At 46.2% G+C, this 23,492-nt stretch carries 18 protein-coding genes; 17 read left to right on the plus strand and 1 reads right to left on the minus strand.

What is annotated here, in order from left to right; genetic code table 11:
• Positions 1 to 9 precede the first annotated feature (9 nt).
• The 16 genes from AB840_RS06655 to AB840_RS06730 all read left to right on the plus strand — a co-directional run bounded on the left by AB840_RS06655 (position 10) and on the right by AB840_RS06730 (position 20,366).
• A complete protein-coding gene (locus tag AB840_RS06655; RefSeq protein WP_048514056.1) occupies positions 10 to 303 on the plus strand; it encodes a hypothetical protein in 294 nt (97 codons plus the stop codon).
• An 18-nt stretch (positions 304 to 321) separates the two neighbouring features.
• Complete coding sequence (locus AB840_RS06660; protein WP_048514057.1) at positions 322 to 2,310, plus strand: SpoIVB peptidase S55 domain-containing protein; 1,989 nt, start codon at positions 322 to 324, stop codon at positions 2,308 to 2,310.
• A gap of 306 nt (positions 2,311 to 2,616) precedes the next feature.
• Positions 2,617 to 3,381, plus strand: coding sequence for an MlaE family ABC transporter permease (locus AB840_RS06665; protein ID WP_048514058.1), 765 nt, complete (start codon positions 2,617 to 2,619; stop codon positions 3,379 to 3,381).
• A gap of 9 nt (positions 3,382 to 3,390) precedes the next feature.
• Entirely contained in the window at positions 3,391 to 4,143 is a 753-nt protein-coding gene (locus tag AB840_RS06670) for an ABC transporter ATP-binding protein (protein WP_048514059.1), read from the plus strand.
• Entirely contained in the window at positions 4,140 to 5,375 is a 1,236-nt protein-coding gene (locus AB840_RS06675) for an MlaD family protein (RefSeq protein ID WP_048514060.1), read from the plus strand. The genes AB840_RS06670 and AB840_RS06675 overlap by 4 nt, the downstream gene beginning before the upstream one ends.
• Before the next feature lie 48 nt (positions 5,376 to 5,423).
• Positions 5,424 to 7,007 carry a TolC family protein gene (locus AB840_RS06680; RefSeq protein ID WP_078791727.1) on the plus strand — a complete coding sequence of 528 codons (1,584 nt, stop codon included), beginning with the start codon at positions 5,424 to 5,426 and terminating at the stop codon, positions 7,005 to 7,007.
• A 168-nt stretch (positions 7,008 to 7,175) separates the two neighbouring features.
• A complete protein-coding gene (locus AB840_RS06685) occupies positions 7,176 to 11,465 on the plus strand; it encodes a translocation/assembly module TamB domain-containing protein (RefSeq protein WP_048514061.1) in 4,290 nt (1,429 codons plus the stop codon).
• 17 nt (positions 11,466 to 11,482) lie between these two features.
• The gene (locus tag AB840_RS06690; RefSeq protein ID WP_048514062.1) at positions 11,483 to 12,118 is read left to right on the plus strand and encodes a sigma-70 family RNA polymerase sigma factor; all 636 of its coding nucleotides are present in this window, start codon (positions 11,483 to 11,485) and stop codon (positions 12,116 to 12,118) included.
• A gap of 141 nt (positions 12,119 to 12,259) precedes the next feature.
• A complete protein-coding gene (locus AB840_RS06695; RefSeq protein WP_048514063.1) occupies positions 12,260 to 12,868 on the plus strand; it encodes a hypothetical protein in 609 nt (202 codons plus the stop codon).
• Between the two features lie 12 nt (positions 12,869 to 12,880).
• Entirely contained in the window at positions 12,881 to 15,193 is a 2,313-nt protein-coding gene (locus tag AB840_RS06700) for a BamA/OMP85 family outer membrane protein (RefSeq protein ID WP_048514064.1), read from the plus strand.
• Between the two features lie 27 nt (positions 15,194 to 15,220).
• Complete coding sequence (locus AB840_RS06705; protein ID WP_234984885.1) at positions 15,221 to 16,504, plus strand: hypothetical protein; 1,284 nt, start codon at positions 15,221 to 15,223, stop codon at positions 16,502 to 16,504.
• Between the two features lie 21 nt (positions 16,505 to 16,525).
• Positions 16,526 to 17,011, plus strand: a complete 486-nt coding sequence (locus tag AB840_RS06710; RefSeq protein ID WP_048514065.1) for an OmpH/Skp family outer membrane protein — start codon at positions 16,526 to 16,528, stop codon at positions 17,009 to 17,011.
• Positions 17,012 to 17,021: 10 nt separating this feature from the next.
• Positions 17,022 to 17,954, plus strand: coding sequence for an OmpH family outer membrane protein (locus AB840_RS06715; protein WP_048514066.1), 933 nt, complete (start codon positions 17,022 to 17,024; stop codon positions 17,952 to 17,954).
• 16 nt (positions 17,955 to 17,970) lie between these two features.
• On the plus strand, positions 17,971 to 18,390 hold the full coding sequence (locus tag AB840_RS06720) for an OmpH family outer membrane protein (RefSeq protein ID WP_048514067.1): 420 nt from the start codon (positions 17,971 to 17,973) through the stop codon (positions 18,388 to 18,390).
• A gap of 16 nt (positions 18,391 to 18,406) precedes the next feature.
• The gene (gene lpxD / locus AB840_RS06725) at positions 18,407 to 19,438 is read left to right on the plus strand and encodes a UDP-3-O-(3-hydroxymyristoyl)glucosamine N-acyltransferase (protein ID WP_048514068.1); all 1,032 of its coding nucleotides are present in this window, start codon (positions 18,407 to 18,409) and stop codon (positions 19,436 to 19,438) included.
• A 10-nt stretch (positions 19,439 to 19,448) separates the two neighbouring features.
• The gene (locus tag AB840_RS06730) at positions 19,449 to 20,366 is read left to right on the plus strand and encodes a lysophospholipid acyltransferase family protein (RefSeq protein ID WP_048514069.1); all 918 of its coding nucleotides are present in this window, start codon (positions 19,449 to 19,451) and stop codon (positions 20,364 to 20,366) included.
• A 47-nt stretch (positions 20,367 to 20,413) separates the two neighbouring features.
• On the opposite strand, the gene AB840_RS06735 is transcribed toward AB840_RS06730, so the two are convergent.
• On the minus strand, positions 20,414 to 21,181 hold the full coding sequence (locus AB840_RS06735) for an HAD family hydrolase (RefSeq protein WP_234984884.1): 768 nt from the start codon (positions 21,179 to 21,181) through the stop codon (positions 20,414 to 20,416).
• A gap of 206 nt (positions 21,182 to 21,387) precedes the next feature.
• On the opposite strand from AB840_RS06735, the gene tkt reads away from it, so the two are divergent.
• Complete coding sequence (gene tkt, locus AB840_RS06740; protein ID WP_048514070.1) at positions 21,388 to 23,385, plus strand: transketolase; 1,998 nt, start codon at positions 21,388 to 21,390, stop codon at positions 23,383 to 23,385.
• The last annotated feature ends 107 nt before the right edge of the window (positions 23,386 to 23,492 follow it).

Raw genomic sequence — 23,492 nt, forward strand, 5'->3', positions numbered from 1 at the left:
GGAATCGTCATGAAAAAATTTCGAAAACTGGCAGCCGTATTGACTGCGTTGGGCATATTGACCGCAATCCCTGTTCTGGCGGCGGATGTTCAATATACGACCGTGCTAAGCGGCAGTGTTGTCAGTGTTGTTCCCGTGGGAGCACCCGTTAAAGAGGGCGATGTCCTTGTGACTGTTAATTCCCTGGCCGGCCCTATGCCGGCAGCCCGGGCATCATCGACCGGTGTTGTTAAAGCTGTAACAGTCAGTCCCGGCGTACAAGTGCAAAAAGGGACTGTAGTGGTTGTTGTTGAGACAAAATAAAAAGGAATCAGAAATCTTATGATTAAGCTAAATAAATTACGGCGTATTGCCGTTCGGGCCTGTCTGGCGGCTGTCTGCTGTGCCATCTCCTTTTCCGTTTATGCACAGGAATTTATGAATGTCAGTGAAGTTCGTACTGGCATGACCGGATATGCTAAGACAGTCGTTCAAGGGACAAAAATAGAAACTTTTCCAGTGGAAATTCTCGGTGTCATGAAAAACAGCGGCCCGTCAGGCGACTTAATATTGGCCAAATTTTCGGGTCCGCTTATTGAACAGACCGGCGGAATTGCGCAGGGGATGAGTGGCAGTCCTGTGTACATTGACGGCAAGCTTTTGGGAGCTGTGGCTTATGGCTGGTCCTTTACGAACTCGAAGGTCGGTATGATAACGCCCATCGGAGATATGCTCAAACTTTGGAATGTGCCGTCAAAGGAAGAAATACGGCCATTTAATGCCCGTGAATCTTCTTTGATTCCGATTGCAACCCCGCTTATGACCAGCGGTTTTGATTCTGTATCGACAGCTTGGATGCAAAGTAAGCTGCCGGAATATAATTTCAATCCTGTGGACACGGCGTCCGCTTCGGATGATGATACGGCCCGTCCTTTGGAACCGGGAAGTTCTGTAGCGGCAGCTCTGGTCAACGGAGATATGAAGATGGGCGCTATTGGCACGGTTACATATGTGGATAATAATAACATTGTTGCCTTCGGGCATCCTTTCCTGAAAAAGGGAAGTATGAATTATTTTATGCATAATGCCTATATTTTTACTATTGTCAATAATCTGGCCAGTTCTTTTAAATTAGGGTCAGTCGGAGCTGAGATTGGCAAGATCAATCAGGATCGGGGCGCTGGAATTGCCGGTCAGTATGGCTATCTGGCACCGGGTATTCCGGTTATTATTAAGGTGCATGATACGGACACAGGCGCAGCGAATATAAAACGAGTCAAGATTGTTGAGGATAATGAACTGACGCCGGTGCTGGCAGCTACGGCTGTGTATAATGCGGTCAATAAGACGATTGATCGTTCTGGTGGAGGAACGGCAACATTGACGTATACTATTCGCGCTTCCCAGGGGCGGGATAAAGACGTGACACGTCACAATATGTATTACTCTGAGGATAATATCAATGAAAAAAGTATTGATGAATTATACAATGTCCTGGATATTTTAAAGCACAATGAATTTATTGATTATCCCATCTTGGACATTAATATGTCTGTCGATATTACCCAGGCTAAAAAATCAGCTCGGATTGTCGATGCGTCGGCAGCTCCGGTGGTTGTTAGCCCGGGAGATACGGTATACTTTAAGGTGACGCTGCATCCCTACCGCGGTGTTGATGAAGTCAAGACTATGAGTTTTGTTGTTCCTAAAAATCAGCCTTTTGGAGATGCCGTACTGGAAATTCGCGGCGGTGGAGTAATTCCCCTGCCATACCTTATTGAAAAGCAAAAGTATAATCTGACCGACGAAATTATTGAACGACTGCATCAGTATAAAGATTTTAATGCATTGAAAAAAGATATTGAAACAGAAGATGCGAATAATGATTTGGTTATTGAAATTCTCAATCAGAATGTAAGTATGATCAGTGGGGGAAATGAAAAAATAAAGAAAGAAAAAATTCGCGGCAAGGAACCCGTTGTTGATACACAGGATGTTGTCAAAACCAATAAGCATGGTCTGTTGGAAGATACGAATGAAACTGCAAAATCATCTATTACAACGCCATATATCGTCAAGGGTGACGGACAAATTACGATCAAAGTAGTGCCGGAGGCAAAGAGAGATGCTTATATGGCAAAAAATCACCGGATTAATGAAGCCAAGGCGGTGATTAGTGAAGATGCCGCTGCTACCGGTGATACAGTTCAGGATAATCAGAAGGCTTCCAATGATGATAAGGAAGAAAGTTTGTCAGAAAAACGGCAGAGTATATCTCCCGGAGTGGAAGAAACGATTCACGCTGTTGATTTGACGGCTCAGATCAATTGAAAATAGCACATCTGTAAAGCGAACGGGCAGTGCCGGTACTTGACGCGCAGGCGTTCCATTACAGATGTGCTATTTCTATTCCTGTGCGGGCGTGATGCGGTGTTTCTTTTTTCTTGTATTCATTGGACAGGTTCTTGCCATTTTTATGATAAAATGCTATTATCTTAGTTGTGGAAAACTCAAAATGATTTTTCAGTTTTCTTACAAATTTTTAACAATTTCAGGCCCATGTTTTACAGACCCATATAATAATGATATAGTAAAGTGAACGATTTTTTTTTATGTAGTGTGGAAGAGGTGTTGTGAGTGCAGGACGTATTGGAAAAGATAGGCCGGTTTACCCTCCACATATTTGAGCAGGTTGGAGTTTTAGCCGTTTTATTTGTCCGTACCTTGCGTCAGCTTCCCAAAATCCAAGTCAAAAATACAATTATTCAAATGGCACATTTAGGAGTCGATTCACTCCCGATTGTCAGCTTGACGCTGCTCTTTGCCGGCATGGTTATGACGCTGCAGATTGTTGATATATTGATGCGCTATGGCGCACAGTCTACGTTAGGGGGCGTCATGTCGATTGCAATGGGGAGAGAATTGGGCCCTATATTGACCGGTGTTGTTGTTGCCGGGCGTGTGGGAGCTGCCATGACGGCTGAAATTGGGACGATGAAGGTTACGGAACAAATTGATGCACTGCGCTGTATGGCTGTCGATCCGGTGGCATATCTTGTCGTGCCTCGCTTTGTCGCTTGTGTGGTGATGGTGCCTTTTCTGGCCTTTTACGGATATCTTATTGGTACGGGCGGTGGTTATGCCGTAGCTACTTTGGGAGCCGGGCTGACTCATTTTACTTATGTCAATTCCATTGAATTGTTTACAACCGTAAGTGATGTAGTGTATGGTATGATTAAGTCTATGTTTTTTGGCGGCATTATTGCACTGATTGCTTGTCATGAAGGGATGAATGCACAGAGTGGCGCAGAGGGTGTGGGACAGGCGACAACGCGATCCGTGGTGACATCCATTATTTTTATTTTTATCTGCAATTATTTACTATCCATTATTTTGTACTAGGAGAAACACATGATTCGTTTGCAGGATGTGACCGTAGCTTACGGGAACAGGGTCATTTTAGACCATATCAATTTAGATATCAGAGATGGTGAGACGTTGACGATACTAGGTGCCAGCGGTTCCGGCAAAAGTACGATTTTGCGTCTTATTATAGGCCTGCAGAGACCGACAGACGGAAAAATTCTGATTAACGGAGAAGATATTACGGTATATCAGGAAAAACAATTGGATGAAGTACGCATGCACATGGGCATGGTATTTCAATATTCCGCCCTCTTTGATTCAATGACAGTCGGCGAAAATGTGGCTTTTGGATTGCGTCAGCGTACGCATAAAAGTGAAGAGGAGATACAGCGTATTGTTTGGGAAAAGCTGCATCTTGTAGGACTGGATGATAGTATGGCAATGCTGCCGAATAATCTATCGGGCGGCATGAAAAAAAGAGTCAGTCTGGCCAGGGCGATTGCCATGGATCCGGAAATAATTTTATATGATGAACCGACAGCAGGACTGGATCCTTTGCGATGTATGGATATCAACCGTCTTATTCTGAGCATGCAGCGGCATTTTGGAGTAACTTCTGTTGTTGTGACGCACGATATGACGTCGGCATTTTATATATCCGATCGGCTGGCTCTTCTGCAGGACGGACGATTCCGCCTGGTCGCACCGAGAGAAGAATTTAAGAATACAGATGACCGGGAGGTTCAGCGATTCATCCATGGCGGAGAGTTTCCCGAGGAAGGAAGGAAAGCTACATGAAGTGGAGTGCAGAAGCAAAAGTCGGTCTCGTGACGATCATAGGCGTACTGTTATTTACCTATGTTGTGATTACGCTGGCTCATGCAGAAATATTTGGTAAGCCCGGATTTGAAATTTATACACGATTTCAGGATGCCAATGGCTTGCAAAAAGGGAACTCCGTCCGTTATGTAGGAGTCCATGTCGGTAAGGTTGAGAGCGTTACACCCTCTCGGGAGGGCGTCGATATCAAAATGAAACTGGACAAGGGGACAGAGATTCCCAGAGACTCTAAAATTTCCATTACTACAGATGGTCTGCTAGGTGAAAAAATACTTGCTATTGTGCCGGGGACAGATCGCGAACATCTTTTAAATGATGGAGATCGCATCGAAAGCAGCCAGGGCAAGAGCATGACGGATATGATGGACAGCGCTAGCCAGCTTGTGGGTAACGCGAATGCCATGGTACAAAATATCAATGCCGTTGTTGGTGATGCCGATACACAAAACGCCATGCGTCGTTCGATTCAGAATGTGGAATCCATGACAGATAAAACTAATGGCATGCTTGATGCAAATGCGGCAAATATTCAACAGATTACGGCCAATATGGCATCTATGACCAGTCAAATGAACACCTCGCTGCAGCGGATTGATGGAGATGGCGCGACTTCGGATAATGTTCGAAATATGGCGGCCAATATGAAAAACATAACGGACCGGTTTGATAATATAGCCCGGTCTCTGGAAAAAGTGACAACAGATCAGCAAAGCCAGAATGATATTCAGACCACGCTGCATAATACGGCGCAGATTACTGACAAGGTAAATAAAATTCTTGGCGGTGAAAGTAAAATAAAGGTACAAGGCGAGGCTGGTTTGTTGTATAATGATACTAAAAACGAAAGTGGTGCCAATGTAAATTTTAGAGTGTACCGGAACAATACTTTTGCTCTGATTGGGGCAGAAAATATTGGTAACGGTACGAATTTTAATTTACAGTATGGCCGGCATGGGGATGTATTTGACAGCCGTTTTGGTTTAATTAATGGGGAATTGGGTGCAGGGATGGATTTTTTTGTTGATGGCCCATTCCGGCTTTCCCTGGAGGGGTATGATCCGGACAATTGGCGTTATCGTATCAAGGCCCAGTATCGCATCCATCCCGACGTGTATCTTTTCGGTCAGTTTACACGTCCTATGGAACGGCACGACGGCGGTAATTATTATGGTGTTAATTATGCATTTTAAGTTAGGTGCATTAAGAATATATAGAGACTAATGATGGGGGTACCCAAGATGAACAAACATTTGTACAAGAAAATTGTCATTGCCATGATGATCACTACAATTGGAACTGTAGCGGCATCGGCAGCAGAACCGGAGGCCAAGGTGGTTCCTGTAGACCTGACGCAGGCAGAGCAGCATACGGATAAAAAAGTTGCGGTTTTGTCCCCGAAGAAACAGGCGGCTAAAGCGACAGCAAACCAGAAGGTACGTCCCGTCGATGTTACACCTGAACTGCGGGAACAGCTTGCCCAGCAGATTGCCGGGGACGCTGAAAAAAGCTCCCAAAAATGGGATGCTAAAAATGTGGAGGATCCGGTGCTTGTTATCGGCAAGGTAGCATCTAATCAAAACGTGGATCTGACACTTCCTAAAACGGTACAGATGGCTCTCGATTACAACCGGAGCATAAAAATTGCACATTATGATTTGAAGAGTGCTGAATATGCTATTGATGAAGCTCGCGCCGGCAAGATGCCTCAGGTGGATTATACATTCAATGGAGGCCGTGGAGTTACGACGCACGGGCTGAGTGCTGCCAATTCTTTCAGTAATGGTCTTTCCATCAATATCCCCCTATATACCGGCGGAGAGGTGGAAGGCGCTATTGCCAAGGCGAAGATAGGTAAGACAAGTGCGCAGGAAACCATTCTTCAAGTCGAACAGGCAACCAAGCTTTCCGCTATTGAAGGCTATTTTGGCTTATTGGCATATAAGGAATTACAGGATGTGTATCATGAAGCGGTGGATAATTTACAAGGGCATTTAAATAATGTTCAAGCTCAGTATCAAGTGGGAACGGTTGCTAAATTAGATGTGCTTACGTCAAATGTTTCATTGGCTAATGCTAAGACGACAGCCGTTACATCTGATACCAATGTAGCGACTTCGGAGGCAAATTTAAATAATATTCTGGGGTTGCCGCTGCAGACTAATCTTGTTTTGACGGATCATCGGCTGCCTTTTGATGCGTACAATATTTCTCTTGAAGAAGCTATCGATTATGCCATGAAATACAATCCGGAAGTGTTGCAGGCAACACTGGATGTACGGACTGCGGAAGAAAATATCGGCATTGCTGAATCTGGCAATCGTCCGACAGTCTCCGTCGGAGCATCCAACGGTTGGTCTGATGATAGTTTCCCCGGTGCCGAAAACCGGACGTGGAAGGTTATTGGCAGCGTAACTTACAGCTTTTATGATGGCGGCGCTACAAACGCAAAAATCAAGTCGGCTAAGCAGTCTCTTTTGGCGGCCCGTGAAACGGAGCAGCAAACAAGAGAATCCATACAGCTCACCGTCAAGCAAACCTATTTAGATCTCAATGGTGCGGCCCAAAAGGTACAAGCTACACTGGCTTCAGTAGATGAAGCCGAAGAAGCCTTTAAGATTGCCCGGGTCCGCTATCAGGCTGGAGTTGGTATCAATCTGGATGTCCTTGATGCGCAGTTGGATCTGAATGAAGCAAGAACCAATTATATTCAGGCACTTTACGACTATAACATTGATATTGCCAAACTGGAACAGGCTATGGGTGTTGACGTTCGTTCCGGAGTAATTCATCCGTCCTTAACGGCAGCAAATACGAATGGATAATGGGAAACTTTACGTCACAGTATTTTAACAATTTGTAAAGAGTACATTCGATTTTCATATATTTCTTGCTTTTAAGCTCATGCATAGGTAGAATAAAGAGAGAACTATCAGTATTATTAGTTCTTTTCTTTATTCTGCACTATGCATTTTTTTTAAGGGAGATCGACGGTGAAAAAAAATTGGATTGCCCTTTGTATGATAGTCTTTATTCTGTCTGCGTTTCTTGCGTTATGGATGGAACGGCCAGTATTGATGCAAAAAATGACAGATACTGTTACGACGACCATAAATGATAAATTAAATGGAACTATGGCATTTTCGGGAATGGATATATCGTTGACCGGGTGCGTGACGTTGTCCGATCCGGTTGTTAAGGATAATCAAGGGCGTATTGTTTTGACCGGACAGGAAATTCTTGTTCATGTTAATCCGTGGAAAGCTTTGCAAGCGTTGGGAGATGCTAAGCTTATGACGGCGGTTGATTCCATTGACGCAGAAAAGCCGGTGCTTCATATATGGGAAAATAAATCGGATAATACATGGAATATAGCTTCGCTGGTTAAGCCGAGTACAGATAAAACCGATAGTGGATTTAGGGCGGCTGTGCGTATTCACGGCGGCACGGTTCGGGCAGCTCTGGCAGATGGGACTGTTATTGTGGGCAGTGATTGCAGTGGCTCTGCTGATTTTTCCTCTTACCCTGAAGTTGCTGTTACTGCAGATATGATGGTTGATCAGAAACGGCTTACTGCATCCGGCCGCTATACGTCTTCACGGAATTTCAATGTAATTGTAAATGGTGAAGCCGTGAAGGCTGTGTATGCATCCGGTTTCCTGCCTGATTCCGTTGATGTGGCGCTTCATGACGGAGATGTAACGAATATCAAAGTTCGTGTTTCTCAAAGTCAGCAGGGCCTGACTTTGTCGGGTCAGGCAGACATAGAACACGGTTCAGTTACGGCATATGGGTACGATATAGAAGGTCTGCAAGGTCATGTGGATGTATCTACGGACGATATTACATTGACTGATGTAGAAGGCGCTGTCAATGGACAATCTTTTAAAGCAGACGGGATCATTAAAACGAATACCCTGACTCCGGTGTTTAATCTGCATATTAAAGCACCGCATATTGAACTCAGTGCGCTGCCGCAGCTATCGCTGCCGGTGTCGGGTACCATTGGTATACAAGGCACTATATGGGGCACTGTAGATGATATAAGCGGTAAGGGTACAGTAACGGTACCGTCATTGAACTATGATGGAATGACTATAACTGATGGAAGTATAGATCTTTCATATGTGGATCATATTATCAATATAGAGTCGGCATCAGGTCATGCCGCGGACGGTATGATTACGGCATCTGGCGACTACAATACGGATACGGGAGAGTATGCGGTACAGGCACAGGCCCAACAAGTGCGTCTGGAACAACTTCCTAAGATGCCAGCTGCAGTGCTGGGATCCGTTTCAGCGACTATACAGGCAGAAGGAAATGCCAATACAAACCTTATTGCAGCTAAGGGAAGAGCATCTGCATCGGGACTGTCATACAATGGCATAGAGGCCGATCAGGCAGACTTTGATTTTGCCTATGACAGTGATGTTGTGACGGTTATGAATTTGAAAGCGTCTGTTGCCGGCGGAACCATTCAAGGCGGCGGGACGTATAATATTGAAACCAATGTACCGGATATTTCTTTTACGGCAGAAAAGCTGCCAATGGATATGTTCAGTTCCTATATATCAGTACCGATGAGCGGGACTGTATCGGCAGCGGGGCATATTACAGGGGCCTCTCTGACTTGGGATTTGTTAGTAAACGCTTCATCAGGAAGCGTTAAAGGAATGCCTTTTGACAGCATTGATGGTACGCTTCGCGGTACGGGCGGGCATATTGATATTCCGGCGCTGTATTGGCGCTATGTGGATGGACAGCATACTGTCAAGGGAAGTATTGATCTGGACCGCCGCATGATTGATCTTAATATTAATACCGATCATATGCGTATCGAACGGCTTTTACCCGCAGCTGGAAAAGAAGATATACCTTTGACAGGATGGATTGACAATAGAGTTACTCTCAGCGGTTCACTGGATAATCCGTCTGCTGACGGATCTTTTCATCTGACCAAAGGTTCTTACAGTGGGTATTTGTATAAGAGTATCAGTGCTGATTATCATTTGGATAACGGAACCGTATATATTAGTAATGGCGATATCTCCTCATATAATGCGTCACTTTCTGTTCATGGATCCGTTGGGCAAACGCTTGATTTGTATATAAATGGGAATCAGCTGGATATTGCAAGAATTATGCCATCTAATAAACTTCCGAGGAGTGGCTTGATTGATATTAATGCGCATGTCGGGGGCACAATGGATAGTCCCACCGCGTTTGGCTCTCTCAATGCCGCAGCGCTGAATATCAACCATATGGCGCTTACCGAGATTCATGGTGACTTTGGCTATTATGACGGCATCATACGCTTGACTGATCTTCGGCTGAAGCAGAATGGCGGTGCCTATGACGGAAATATCCTGTTCAATACGGCCAATCAGCGAATTATGGGACGGGCTTCTGTGAGCAGCGGAGATATTGCTGGCATTTTGCAGATCGTCGGTGCCCCTGTTCAAAATATCAGCGGGCGTATTGACGGAAATATTGTTGTGGATGGTACGACTGATAATCCACGGGCCGGCATTACCGGTCAGATTACGCAGGCAGTCCTTGACGGGCAGGCTTTTGAACCCGCGGATATTGATGCACAGTTTGAAGATGGCGTTGTGAAAATCAACAAACTGGTATTGAAAACGGGAGACAGTTTGTTGGCGGCCAAGGGAACGTATGCCCTGCACGGCCCGGTGCATATGCAGGTAGCTGCGCGGAATTTCCCGGCTCGTATTTTGACTTCTGTCTTTGGTATGGAAAAGGCCGTTGTAGACGCTCCCATTGATTTTGCCGCTGAACTGAGCGGTACGGGAGATGATTTAACTGCAGATATATCGGCGCAGCTGAACGGCGGTATGATAAATGGAGTCACGTTTACAAGTGCCTATGGCCTGGCCAATGTTCATGACGGCATTATCCATGTCAATCAGGCATACATTTCGCGAGATTCCTACAAAGCCAGTGCTTCTGGAACTATTCCAGTCAGTGCTTTGAGCGGCGGCAGAACGGAGGAATCCATGGACGTGACGCTGAAACTCGATCATGCCGGTCTGGATGCACTTACCTTTCTTACTCCCTTAGTCAAGTCGGCGCAGGGAGGAATCGAAGGAGATCTCAAGCTGACGGGGACGTTGGCAGCGCCGGTGTTGAAGGGAAGTCTGGGTGTACAAAACGGAATTATTCAGTTTCAGAAGGTACGCTATCCTCTTAATAATGTCAACGGCACGTTGCATTTTAATGGATCTGATATGACTATCAGTGTCAGCGGTACTATGGATAAAAAAGGTAAAAAAAATCCGGGATCCGTCTCAATACAGGCTGACGCCGGTTGGGATGGACGGCAATTAAGCCATTATGATGGCACCATCGATATGGATCATCTTCTCATTGACTGTGATTACTTTAAAGGACCGCTTACTGGTCATTTGGCATTGTCCAAGGAAGACTATGCTCCTAAAATCAGCGGCATTGCTGAAATATCTGATACGGTTCTGGATATCCCCTTAGCTCTCACGTCTGCGTCGGAGCCGCCTGATGTAGAACTGGACTTCACGGTTTCATTAGGAGAAAAGGTGCGGTTGTATAATCCGGTCCTGTATGATTTAATGATAAACGGATCAGCCAATTTTAAAGGGACAGCAGCACATCCCCGCCCGTCCGGGCGTTTTGAAGCCAGCCGGGGAACGATTCATTATTTGGATACGAATTTTAAAATATCTAAAGCCAAGGCTGATTTTTCTCTCATGGATTCATTCCTGCCGGTTATGGATGTGGAAGGACAGACACGGATCGGGCAGTATTCGGTCTTATTGACACTGCGTGGCCCGGCTGATAATATGAATATGATTCTGCGGTCCAATCCGCCGCTGACTAAACCGCAGATTGTTTCGCTCATCACATTGCGCAACAGCGGTAAGCAGCAGAGTTCGTCCCTCAACGAAGAAGATGTGGATAAGCTCATTGGGTCAGGTATTCGTATGACTCTTAACAGTATGGGTATTACTCAGGAACTGGAAAAAGTATTATCACTGGATATGCTTACTGTTACGAATGGCTCTTTGAATTTGAATGATAAAAATACAGATATAAACCAGAACTATTATAATATAGAAATGGGTAAATATCTCTTTACCGATTTTATGGTCACGGCTGCCTTTGGATTGAATCATGACGACAATCGATTTGGAGCGCAATATGATCTGAGCAGCAAGTTCAGTCTTAATGCCTGGAAATCTGATGAATCCTCGTTTATAGGCGGAAGTTATAAATATTCATTTTACTAGAAGCTGGAGGGGTTAGGTTGCTTGAAACGTATTTGGAAGAATTGAAGCATATCTCGTTACTGAAGCCTGAAGAAGAACAGGCGCTGTGGATTGCATACAAAGATCACGGTGATCTGGCAAGCCGCAGCCGTATTATCGAACAGTATCAGCCTCTGGTATTTAAAGAAGTGATGCGGTGGCATATCCGTAAGGATATGCTGCCGGATACAATTCAAGAGGGAACATTGGGGCTGATCGAAGCGGTGGAACGATTTGACTACACTCGCAATATAGCATTTCCTCTCTTTGCCGTTCACCGTATTCGTGGCGAAATAGTTGACTATCTGAATAAAGAAGGCCATGTAACCTCGCTGTCTTTGGACGAACCCAACGAAAATGGCCTGACGCTGCGAGAACTTCTTCCTGACGAAGGAGTGGATATTGCAGAGCAGACCGGCCAGCGGCTTCTTTTTGAACATGTAGCGAAGGTATTGGAACGGCTGCCGAAAAATGAACAATTAGTAGTGGAAGAGGTATATTTGAAGGATAAGCAGCAAAAACATATTGCTCGTGATATGGATGTAAGCCTGCCCTATGTGTATCGGCTTCAAAAACGCGGTATCCGCAGAGTACGCGGCATGCTGAGCCGTTTTATTCATGAAAGCAAAATGTAAGAAATTTCGATACTTGATAAAGAAAAATGGAGAAATATACTGTATTTTGAACCTTATTGAATGATTTTGGCCGATTTTCTTTGTTACAAAAGACCTGGCGTTTGAGGATACTATAAATATGCTCGGAAAGGAGTTTGTCTTATGGGAAAATCAGATAAAAATATGGCAGAACACGTTCGTTCTGTTAAGATGTGGCTGGAACGGGCTGAAAAGTCATATGACCACAAATCTGATATTCAGGGAGAATTGAATCTGATGCTGGCTGAAGCGGAAATGAAGAATCTGCGGAAAAACCATATGACTAGTCAGGGGATTATGAAAATCGTTGCTGCGGTTACGGCTGTCATGCTTTTTGGCGGCGCATGGTATGCTGTCAGCTTTCAAAATCCTATGGCTCATGCTCCCGCTGCCGATGCAAAAAATATAGCTTCAGGGCAACGAACATATATCCATTCTACCATGGAGACTGTTCCAGACGTGAAGGAAACGATAGCGCAGTCAGTCCGGCAGGAACCTATGAAAATGGACAGCGAGACGGAAGGTACGACTTCTTCCATGCCGTTGCCGGATCGGCAGGAGCAACAGAAACGACAGGCTGATGCAGTGCCGTCTGCGGAGGAATATACCCAGACAGTATCTGTTCAACATAATATACCTGAACCAAAAACAGTCCTAACGGATCGGCAGGTGCAAGAAGCCGTTCAAGATGCGCGCCACAGCCTGCGCGGAGCGGCAATACAGAATAAATAACGGAGGTTTTTTATGAATACGCGGAAAAAGAAACTCCTCGTCCTGATGATAACCAGTGCGATGATGACCTGCCCGGTTTGGGCAGATGATGAAACGGCAGCAGCAACGACGGCTGCTGCTGCAACGGGATATGAGCCTTTGGATACTGTCAATACCGCAGCCACTTCGACGGCCGCAGCTGCCAAAACCGATGCGGCCAATGAAAAAACAGCAGTGAATGCGACGGTTACACCGCAGGCCGATACGGTTACCGTATCGACGATGCAAGCTGCCAAGTCGGGCTTGACCGGTTATGAAACAGACGAAGAACTGGCAGCGATTGAGGCAGGAAAGAGTCCTGCCGAGGTTCACAAGGAAGCGGAAAAAGCCTCCAAAGAAAAAACGGCACAGGCATCACCTGAAACCGGTACTGGCTATGAAGCGGGTGCCGCGTCTTCATCAAGCGCCCCTGACGTTGAAGCGGCAGCGCCTGCCGTACCCGTTCGGACATTGCCGGGCGCGCCGGTTAACTACACGTCGGATATGGGAAATTTTCAGATTGATACGACGGTTCCCAACTATCCCATGGCTGTGTTCCCGCAGGGACAAGAAGGAAATTTTGCATATGGCAGTGCTGTTACGGACAGTGAAGTAGCTCCCTATGTCGGAAAAACCGCAACTAGTGTTACTATCAGTCCTGTTCCGGATAAAAAAATCGAAACACAGCTTCTGCCGAGCCTGGCTATGCGCGTTGGGGATGCGGTCAATATAGACTATATCCGTCACGACCTGAACGTTATCGGAGCGACAGGGCTTTTTTCGACGGTTAAACCGGCATTTACCGGTGTACCAGAGGGGGTGGAACTGAACTATACCGTGCAGCTGAATCCCATTGTAAACGGCGTGGAAATTACAGGAAATGAATCGATGAAAACGGAAGATTTGATGAAATTGGTGACGGTTACACCGGGAACGGTTCTCAATACGACGCTGATCAGCAAGGATGCTGCTAATATTAATACTGCCTACGGCAATGCCGGCTATATGCTCAGCCGCGTATCTGAAGTTAGCTTAGATGACAAGGGAATTCTCCATATCGGGATTTCTGAAGCCCATGTTGAAGATATTACTCTTAAAGGCAATACCAAAACAAAAAATCGTGTTATTATGCGGGAACTGAGATTTAAAAAAGGCTCCGTATTCAATAAGAATTTAGCTAGCCGCAGCATTCAGCGCGTATATAACACCGGCTATTTTGAGGACGTTAACGTCCGGCTGCTGCCAGGTAAAAAGAATCCCAAGGACGTTATTGTCGAAATTGATGTGGTTGAACAGAAGACCGGTTCTATTACAATTGGTGCCGGATATTCCGATTCGGACGGGCTTGTCGGTATTCTGGGACTGAGTGAAACAAATCTGCGCGGTACCGGTGATAAGGCCAGTATCAACTGGGAATTCGGAGGCAATACGGATTCCAATAAAAACTATATTTTCTCATATACCCATCCGTATTTGAATGATCAGGGAGATTCTATTGGGTTCAGTTTATTTGACCGTGAATCGGAGTATGACGATTATAATCAGGATGGCGATTCCGTGGCGGAATATGATAAACGGACGACGGGCTTCAATGTTACGTATGGCCGTGTGCGCAGTGAATATGTCAGTGATTATGTAACGCTGGAAACGAAACAGACGAAATATACTGATTATGAAAGTGGCTATAACTATCGGGAATGGGCCAATGACGCATCGGCACCTGACGCATATAGAAATTACCTCAAAAATAACTTTGGCCGGACAAACAGTGTAACATGGTCCCATGTATTCGATAACCGGGATAATGTTTATGATCCGACTAAGGGCAAGCGATTGTCCTTTACCGGCACATGGGCTGGCAATGGTCTGGGCGGTGACTTTGATTATTTCAAATTTATCGCTGAAAACCGGTTATATTATAAAGTAGGCAGGGCACATGTCATTGCGGTACGTCTTATGGGCGGCATCGCGACCGGGGATATGCCGTACAACGACTTATTTACGTTGGGCGGTGCGGATAATCTGCGTGGTTACGAAGATGATGAATTCCGGGGTGACAAGATGTATGAAGCTACTGTCGAGTACCGGTATCCGATTGCTAAAAAAATTCAAGGGGTTGTTTTTGTCGATGTCGGCAACGCGTGGGGCGGTACGGAAAATGTCCCCTGGTATGACAGCAATAATGAGCTCCATTATGCCGGCGGTATTGGCTTCCGTATTACTACACCGATCGGCCCGATCCGCCTCGACTATGCTGAAGGACAGAATGGCGGTAAGTTCCACTTCAGCTTTGGAGGCAAGTTCTAATGCGGGATGATGACAGGCGGGATAGCTATGATTCGTTTTTCTTTATTGACGGCGCTCTGCGTCTGTGCTAGTCTTAGTAGTGCCATGGCAGCATCTGTGGAACATGTCAGTGTCCATGTTGCTTCTGTACAGGAGGCGATGCCTCCTTTGGTACAGAAGCGAATTGCTGCCAGCATCCAAACTGTAGGCAATCACGTCTTTCTTCATCACGATGATGCCGATATCCGATCCGGTGCGGAGGCATATACGTATGCCGTTACGGATATTATCAACAGAGTACTGATCGGGTATACGGTGGAGACTATTCAAATTACGCCTGGACCAGATACCGTTCTTAATGTGCAGATTCGCCCTTGGGGTGAAACGATTCGTTCTGTCCGCCTAGCTGTCGACTATGGGGCACTTCCGGAAATGGGGCGCCGTATGGCGGATGCTGATTTAAAGGGAGCACAGCCTATTGTGGAAAATCTGCTCGTGGGATTGCCGGTCGATGCGCTGGACTGGGCCAATGGTGCTGTAAAATCCGTTATGGAAAGCGAATTGCAGGAGCTGCTTCCCGAATTTTATCCTCATATTGTTATTGAGCCGGGGAAGGATGCTTCCGTTAATATATATCTGCTTCCAAAACTGCCTGTTGTTCGCAATGTGGATATTGATGTGGATGCGGAAAATCTTCCTAAGATTATTTTTCTCAGCACGCGCAAGCATATGGAACAGCGTTATGCCGGTCTGGAAGGTCTGCCGGTATCCTTCGTGCGGCGTCATGAACAGGATATTCAAGCAGATTTGCAGAAAAACCTTGCTGATCAATGGGTTATCAAAGAATACAAGCTCCACGTGCAGCCGACACTATCCATCGGTGAAAATACGGAAATACATCTGCTGTCCCAAACTGATTTTTATGATATACAAGCCGGGGCATATATGGATGTAGGACGCGATAAGGATAAACATGACAGCAATGATGATACGGTCATCAAGGCCCACTTGGGACGCAAAGTAGGCAGTCATCACGAGTTTTATAGTGAAGTGGAATTTATGCCTGGTTCTGTGAAGTGGAATGTGATCCCCGGCTATTTTTACCGGTGGGGAAAATACACCCAGATGGGGTATCAATACGAAACGACGGATAATAGCAATCATTTGTGGCTGCGCCAATACTGGGGCAAACGATGGATGCTCCGCTTTGATCGGGATTTGACCAATCAGGATGATGAAGTAGGCTTGACATATCGTATTCACGAATATGTTGGTTTGGAATATATTGTATCCGACCATGATCAATGGCTTCGGATTATCGGTTACTTATAAAGACAAAGGAGTAATGTCAAAATGATGTCAGAATTGGGTAAGAAAAAAAATGTTAAGATTTTTTCGGCAGCTGTAGCGCTGATCTTCGTACTCAGTATTGCTGGCCTTGCCGTCATGCAGATGGGAAATCCTGTTAATGCGGCTCCATCCAGCAACATTGGGGTTATTGATATGAGCAAGGTAATTACGCCGGACAACCAGGATGCCGTCGATGCCCAAAAACAGTGGCAGCAGGCAGGAGAAGATATGCAGAAGCAATTTGAAGAACAGTCTGCGAATATGACGGATGATCAGAAACAGGAATTATTCCAGAAAATGCAGGGGGATCTGGCTAAAAAGCATGACGAAATTTATAAAGGCGTGAAAGATAAAGTCGATTCGGCTATCAGTAGTGTAGCCAATACGAAGAGCCTCAGTCTTGTTGTCGATAAACGAGTCGTTCTGTACGGCGGTACGGATATTACCGATCAGGTAACAAAACAGTTGGGCGATTCTCAGTCCAAATAGGAATAATGCCATGAAACGGATATATGCGGCAGCTATTGGCGCAGTGATTATTGCTGTGTGCATCGGCATGGGCCTGTGGATTATGCATAACAGAGGCCATAAGCCGGCAGCACCAGCGGCTCCTGTGTATGCGTATGCTGATTTGGAACATGTCATCATGAGTCACCCCAGGTATAGCACGTATCATCATCTGGAGCTGGAATATAACGCTATGATTGCCCAATATCAGTTTGAACAATGGAACTATTCCCGTCAGGCAGAGGTGGAAGGAAAGGCAGCGAAAAACTTTGCCGTATCTGATGCGATTGGTACCGATGCTATGAATCAGGAATTAAAAGCCAAGGTTGCTCTCAAAGAAAACGAATTGAATAATGGTCTGCAGCAGCAATATGAGCAGCTTCTTCAGGAAAAGAAAAAGACCTATCCGGTCATTTCCAGTGAAGATAATCTCAAAATTGTCAATTTGCAGCTTAAATTGCGTACACTGGTTCTTAGCGACGAGGAACGGAAGGCGGCGCAGGAACAGCTCCAGACCCTCATGCGTTCTGTCGGGACAGCATCCGGTACGGAACAGACGACGGCAGAAATTGCGGTGGCTATGGCACCGTATCGCGAAAAAGCAAAGAAAGAACTGGCTGCGTATGCCCAACAAGTTAAAACAGATTTGGAAGGGCGCAGACAGGATAGCCATACTGCCTTTCAACAGCAGCTGAGCGGCCTTCAAAACCGGCCGGCCCCAGAGGTTTGGAATAAAGAATGGAAACAAAAGCTGGATGCAAAAGAAAATGAAATGAAACAGGTTAAAGAAGAAATAATATCGGACATCCGTGAAAAAGCGGCAGCAGTTGCGCAGGAACAGGGGATCGATATGATTTTTGGTGAATATGCCGGTGTCGGTACTGCTGTTGATGTAACGGACGATATTATTGCCAAGTTGGCATGACAGGAGGCTTTACAACATGATAAAAGTATGGAAGCGTGCAGTTGCTGCAGCAGCTATGGTTTTTGCCATAGGAATGCTTGCCGGTTGCGGCGGTGAAGATAAAGTAGGGATTGTTGATATGACGCGGGTACAGCAGGAAGCACCGCTTGTACAGCAGTACAAGCAAAAGACAGAAGAAAAGCAGAAATCAATAGAACAGGAACTGCAGCAGGCAAAGCAATCCATGTCGGCTGAAGATTTTCAGAAAAAACAGCAGCAGTCGCAGCAGGAGCTCAATATTTTTGGTGCCAGCATGCAGCGGCAGTTTATGTCTGAAATTCAAAGCAAATTAGGTGAGATCGCCAAGGAAAAGAAGGTCGGTATCGTAGTAGTGAAAGAAGCTGTTCCTCAGGGCGGCATCGATGTAACAGACGATTTGATTGCTAAATTGCAGTAAAAAGGGGTTGTATATTGTGAAAAAAACAGTACAAGAACTAGCGGCTGTTCTAAACGGTACCGTTATTGGTAATGGAGAGAGTATTATCGAAGATGTAAAAGGGCTGGCAGAAGCAGGTATGCAGGATATTACGTTTGCTGTCCAGCCATATACAGAATATCTTCCGCAGGTCCATGCCGGTGCCGTGATTGTAGAAGAAGAAGTGCCTGCCGGCGACAATACCCTTATTGTTGTTGAAAATCCACGGCTGGCATTTTCTCAGCTTCTTGTTCTGTTTCATCCCCGACAGTCTGTTCAGGCAGGGATTCATTCCACCGCTGTGATTGATGACAGTGCCCGGATCGGTGCCAATACGGCGGTAATGGCCTATGCGGTTATTGGAAAGCATGTGGAAATAGGCGAGGGCTGCACTATTTATCCTTATGTTTTTCTTGGTGATAATGTGAAGATCGGCAGCGGATCAACTATTTTTCCCGGTGCTGTCATTCATGAAAACTGCCGTCTTGGCGAACGAAATGTGATTCGTGCCCATGCCGTTATCGGTGGTGAAGGGTTTGGATTTGCCACAAAGGACGACGGAACGCATGCCCGTATTCCGCAAATAGGAAATGTGGAAATCGGAGACGATGTGGAAATTGGTTCCGGGACGTGTATCGATAATGCGACGCTGGGGTCTACTACGGTCAAAAAGGGCACTAAAATTGATAATCTTGTCCATTTGGGACACAATGTCCAAGTTGGTGAAGACTGCTTTATTATTGCCCAGACCGGTATTGCCGGCAGCACCAAGGTGGGTAATCATGTTATTTTTGCCGGACAGACCGGTTGCACCGGACATATTACGGTTGGCGATAACGCTGTCTTTGCCGGTAAATCAGGAATTACAGGGAATATCGAGGGCAATCAGATTTATGCCGGATTCCCGGCACGCCCTCATATGGAATGGAGCCGTATGCAGGTATATCTGAAACGGTTGCCGGTTATGGCGAAAACCATAAAAGCGCTGGAAAAAAAGATTGCCGAATTAGAGCAGCAAACGGGAAAATAAGAGGACGTGTATGTATACTTTTTTGAAGTGCCTGAGTTTTATTATCTGCCATATCTCCGAAGGGATGCGGCACCGCGCGGGGAACTTTCTGGGCTGGATTTTCTGGATATTTGTACCCAGAAAGCGTAAAATACTGGCGCAGAATCAAATTCTTTCCTGTGGTATTACGGCTGACCCGAAACAGGCCATGGCCATTGCCAAAGCCAGTTCAGTCCGCTTCGGTCCCATGATTGTAGAAGTTCTGTCATTTCCTTTATATACGCGGGAAAGCTTGAATGAAAAAGTGACTCTGCGCGGCAAGGAATATTTGGATGAATTGAAACAAAGCGGCGAAGGGGCTATCGTTCAAACCGCGCATATCGGAAATTGGGAACTAATTGGGGCAGCATTGCCTATGAATGGATATCCTTTGGTATCGGTGGCACAGGAGCAGAACAGTAAAAGTGCCGATACCTTTATTAATGAATACCGGGCTATGATGAAGGAACATGTTACCTATAAGACCGGTATTCGTGATATGGTGCGCCTGCTGACGGATGGACATTATATTGGTCTTTTAATGGATCAGGACCCCGGTTATGCAGGTATTATGGTGAAATTGTTCGGAAAAGATACATTAACGCCGGATGGTCCGGCTAAACTTGCCGGTATACAGAATTACCCTATCATGACGATTTTTATTCATGAAGACCGTCCCTATCATCACATTATAGATATTCAGCCGCCGCTCAGGCCATATGCTTCTGATGTCAAACTGTCAAAGGAAGAACGGAAACGTGTCATGTATGATTTGACCCAGACGCTCAATGACCGTCTGGAAGAACGTATCCGCCAGTATCCGGAGGATTGGTTCTGGCTTCACAACAGGTGGAAATGGACGCGTCGGTATAAAGAAAAAGAAGCGGCAAAGAACGCGCAGAAATCATAAGTAATAGAAAAGACGGGACGCTTCCGGTGAGCGGCCCGTCTTTTCTACTATATCCAGCCAAATTTTATGCAGGCATGAAGAATGCCGCCCTTATCGTTGTCATCCGTAATATAATCGGCCAGTTGTTTTAATTCTGGCTGTGCGTTGCCCATGGCAACAGAGAAGAAAGGCTTGCGAAACATGCTGATATCGTTGAGCCCGTCACCAAAGACGACTACCTCGTCGGGATTGCCGCCAATGCGGTCCAGCATGCGCAAAATACCGTCTCCCTTATCGACAGGCTCAATGAGCCAGGTATTGTCCAGATAAGGGAGATGGGGCAGACCGTATTGCTCCTGACGTGGTTGTCCGCTGTCCTGGCGGACGTAGGTGATTTTATAGATAACTGTCAGTGCATTGATCGGTACAGGTTGGATAACGGTTTCCATATAGTTGTGCGGGTCAGCGCGGGGAAAATTTTCATATGGCGAATACCGGCGCAGCGTATTATCGGTTACGACAGCCCAAGGGATACAGCGTTTGTCCAGATCGTGAAGCAAGGCTTTGCAGGAATCCAGCGGCAGGCCATTCATTTCCAGAAGCTGGCCTTGTACCGTCAAGCTGTTGCCGCCGTCAGCAACGATGTCATCAATATGATGCTGCTCTGCGAAACGCCGGGCATCGCACTGTAAACGGCCTGTCGCGATCGCGACCAAATGATTCTGCCGCTGCAGCTGTCTGAGACAATAGCTTGTGTCAGAGGGGACTCGTTCGGATATGTTCAATCCCAGCGTACGGTCGATATCAAAGAAAAAAAACTTTTTATTCATCATCATAGAAGTCCTTTCATGAGGAAATGTATATTAACGATTTATATTTATTATAATCTATTCCGGCAAGCAATTCAAAATAGAATGGGACATATAATGCCCTGCCATATAAAAGGAGACGGTAATAAATGGAAAATCCCCATTTCAGCATTGACAGAACACCATCTTGTTATTCATAATAAAGGAAGACATCAATAAAGGAGCGATAAATAATGAGTACAATTGATACAACCTGTGTAAACGCAATTCGTGTACTTTCTGCTGATGCTATTGAAAAGGCTAACTCCGGGCATCCCGGACTCCCGCTGGGAGCAGCGCCGGCAGCGTATGAGCTTTGGGCGCATCACATGAAACATAATGCAACCGATCCTAAATGGGCCAATCGCGACCGGTTTATTCTCTCCGGCGGACATGGGTCCATGCTGTTATATTCTCTTCTTCACCTTTATGGGTATGGACTTACGATGGACGATATCAAGCAATTCCGGCAATACGGGTCATTGACGCCGGGACATCCGGAATATGGTCATACGACAGGCGTGGAGGCCACGACGGGACCGCTTGGAGCCGGTATGTCCATGGCTGTCGGTATGGCTATGGCAGAAGCGCATCTGGCAGCTCTGTTCAATAAGCCAGGATATCCGATCGTCGATCATTATACCTTTGCGCTTGGTGGTGATGGCTGCATGATGGAAGGGATTTCTTCGGAGGCCTTTTCTTTGGCGGGGACACTGGGTCTTTCCAAGCTGGTTATTCTGTATGACAGCAATAAAATTTCAATCGAAGGCAGTACGGATCTGGCCTTTACGGAAAATGTCCAAAAACGGATGGAAGCTTTTGGGTTTCAAACGATTACCGTAGAAGACGGCAATGATTTGTCAGCAATCGGCAGCGCTATTGAAGAAGCGAAGGCAGATACGCAGCGTCCTTCCTTTATTACGATCAAAACACAGATTGGCTATGGCTGCCCGGCTAAACAGGGAAAAGCTTCGGCACACGGTTCGCCGCTGGGAGCGGAAAATATTATTGCCATGAAGGAAAATCTCGGCTGGCCGAAGCCGACAGAGTCTTTTTATATTCCAGAAGAAGTGTATGCTCATTATGGTGAATTGAGCAAACAGGCCGGTGCGGCAGAAGCAGCATGGCAGGAACTTCTTGCCGCATATACGGCGGCGTATCCTGAATTGGGCGAACAGTGGCTTGCGTTCCATCGTGATGTGGATGCGGACGCTCTTCTTCATAATGAGGAATTCTGGTCCTATGCTGACAAGCCGCAGGCGACACGAAATCTTTCCGGCATTATGATCAATCGCTTGAAAAATCTCATGCCGCAGCTCATGGGTGGCAGCGCCGATCTGGCGCCGTCCAATAAAACCCAGATGGATGGTGAAGCATCCTTCTGCAAAGACGATTACAGCGGTCGTAATATCCATTTTGGGGTTCGTGAATTGGCGATGACGGGTGTTACTAATGGGTTGGCGCTTCATGGCGGTATTCGCCCTTATGCAGGGACTTTCTTTGTTTTCAGCGACTATATGAAGCCCATGATCCGTCTGGCTGCGCTGATGAAATTACCGGTCACGTATGTATTGACGCATGACAGCATCGGTGTTGGCGAAGATGGGCCGACACATGAACCGATTGAACAGCTGGCCATGCTGCGGGCGGTTCCTAATCTTAATGTTTTCCGCCCGGCTGATGCTAAAGAAACAGCTGCCGGATGGTATCTGGCTGTCACAAGTAAGACAACGCCGACGGCGCTGGTACTGACGCGTCAAAATCTGCCGCAGCTATCTGGAACGGGCAGAAATGCTCTGAAAGGCGCCTATATTGTTTCCGAATCGGGCCAGGACGTACCTGACGCTATTCTTATAGCCAGCGGCTCTGAAGTATCTCTGTCTATTGAGGCTAAGGTATTACTGGAAAAAGAAGGAATTCATGTACGCGTTGTCAGCATGCCCTGCATGGAACTTTTTGAAAAGCAGAGTGATGACTATAAGGAACACGTACTGCCCAGAAGCGTTCGAGCCAGGGTAGCCGTTGAAGCGGCCTCCGGTTTTGGCTGGGGCGCTTATGTAGGGATTGACGGCGCGACAGTTACCATGCCCGGCTTCGGAGCCTCCGGATCGGCAGGAATGCTGTTTAAGAATTTTGGATTTACAGCAGAACATGTAGTTGAAACGGTAAAAAAGGTAACGGCTGAGGTATAATACCGATAAGGAATAGAATTGCCGTGCGCTTTCCTATGATAGCGGCAAGGCGGCCGTGAGTTGCCATTGACATAAGAAATATGTGTGGAACGACTGTAAAAATATTG

The sequence above is a fragment of the Megasphaera cerevisiae DSM 20462 genome (genome assembly GCF_001045675.1).
Classification (GTDB): domain Bacteria; phylum Bacillota; class Negativicutes; order Veillonellales; family Megasphaeraceae; genus Megasphaera; species Megasphaera cerevisiae.

Excerpts from the sequence above, each read along its gene's own strand:
- AB840_RS06655 (WP_048514056.1), top strand. The coding sequence starts at position 10 with ATGAAAAAATTTCGAAAACTGGCAGCCGTATTGACTGCGTTGGGCATA.
- AB840_RS06660 (WP_048514057.1), top strand. The coding sequence starts at position 322 with ATGATTAAGCTAAATAAATTACGGCGTATTGCCGTTCGGGCCTGTCTG.
- AB840_RS06670 (WP_048514059.1), top strand. The coding sequence starts at position 3,391 with ATGATTCGTTTGCAGGATGTGACCGTAGCTTACGGGAACAGGGTCATT.
- AB840_RS06675 (WP_048514060.1), top strand. The coding sequence starts at position 4,140 with ATGAAGTGGAGTGCAGAAGCAAAAGTCGGTCTCGTGACGATCATAGGC.
- AB840_RS06680 (WP_078791727.1), top strand. The coding sequence starts at position 5,424 with ATGAACAAACATTTGTACAAGAAAATTGTCATTGCCATGATGATCACT.
- AB840_RS06695 (WP_048514063.1), top strand. The coding sequence starts at position 12,260 with ATGGGAAAATCAGATAAAAATATGGCAGAACACGTTCGTTCTGTTAAG.
- AB840_RS06700 (WP_048514064.1), top strand. The coding sequence starts at position 12,881 with ATGAATACGCGGAAAAAGAAACTCCTCGTCCTGATGATAACCAGTGCG.
- AB840_RS06705 (WP_234984885.1), top strand. The coding sequence starts at position 15,221 with ATGATTCGTTTTTCTTTATTGACGGCGCTCTGCGTCTGTGCTAGTCTT.
- AB840_RS06710 (WP_048514065.1), top strand. The coding sequence starts at position 16,526 with ATGATGTCAGAATTGGGTAAGAAAAAAAATGTTAAGATTTTTTCGGCA.
- AB840_RS06715 (WP_048514066.1), top strand. The coding sequence starts at position 17,022 with ATGAAACGGATATATGCGGCAGCTATTGGCGCAGTGATTATTGCTGTG.
- AB840_RS06720 (WP_048514067.1), top strand. The coding sequence starts at position 17,971 with ATGATAAAAGTATGGAAGCGTGCAGTTGCTGCAGCAGCTATGGTTTTT.
- AB840_RS06730 (WP_048514069.1), top strand. The coding sequence starts at position 19,449 with ATGTATACTTTTTTGAAGTGCCTGAGTTTTATTATCTGCCATATCTCC.
- AB840_RS06735 (WP_234984884.1), bottom strand. The coding sequence starts at position 21,181 with ATGATGATGAATAAAAAGTTTTTTTTCTTTGATATCGACCGTACGCTG.
- tkt (WP_048514070.1), top strand. The coding sequence starts at position 21,388 with ATGAGTACAATTGATACAACCTGTGTAAACGCAATTCGTGTACTTTCT.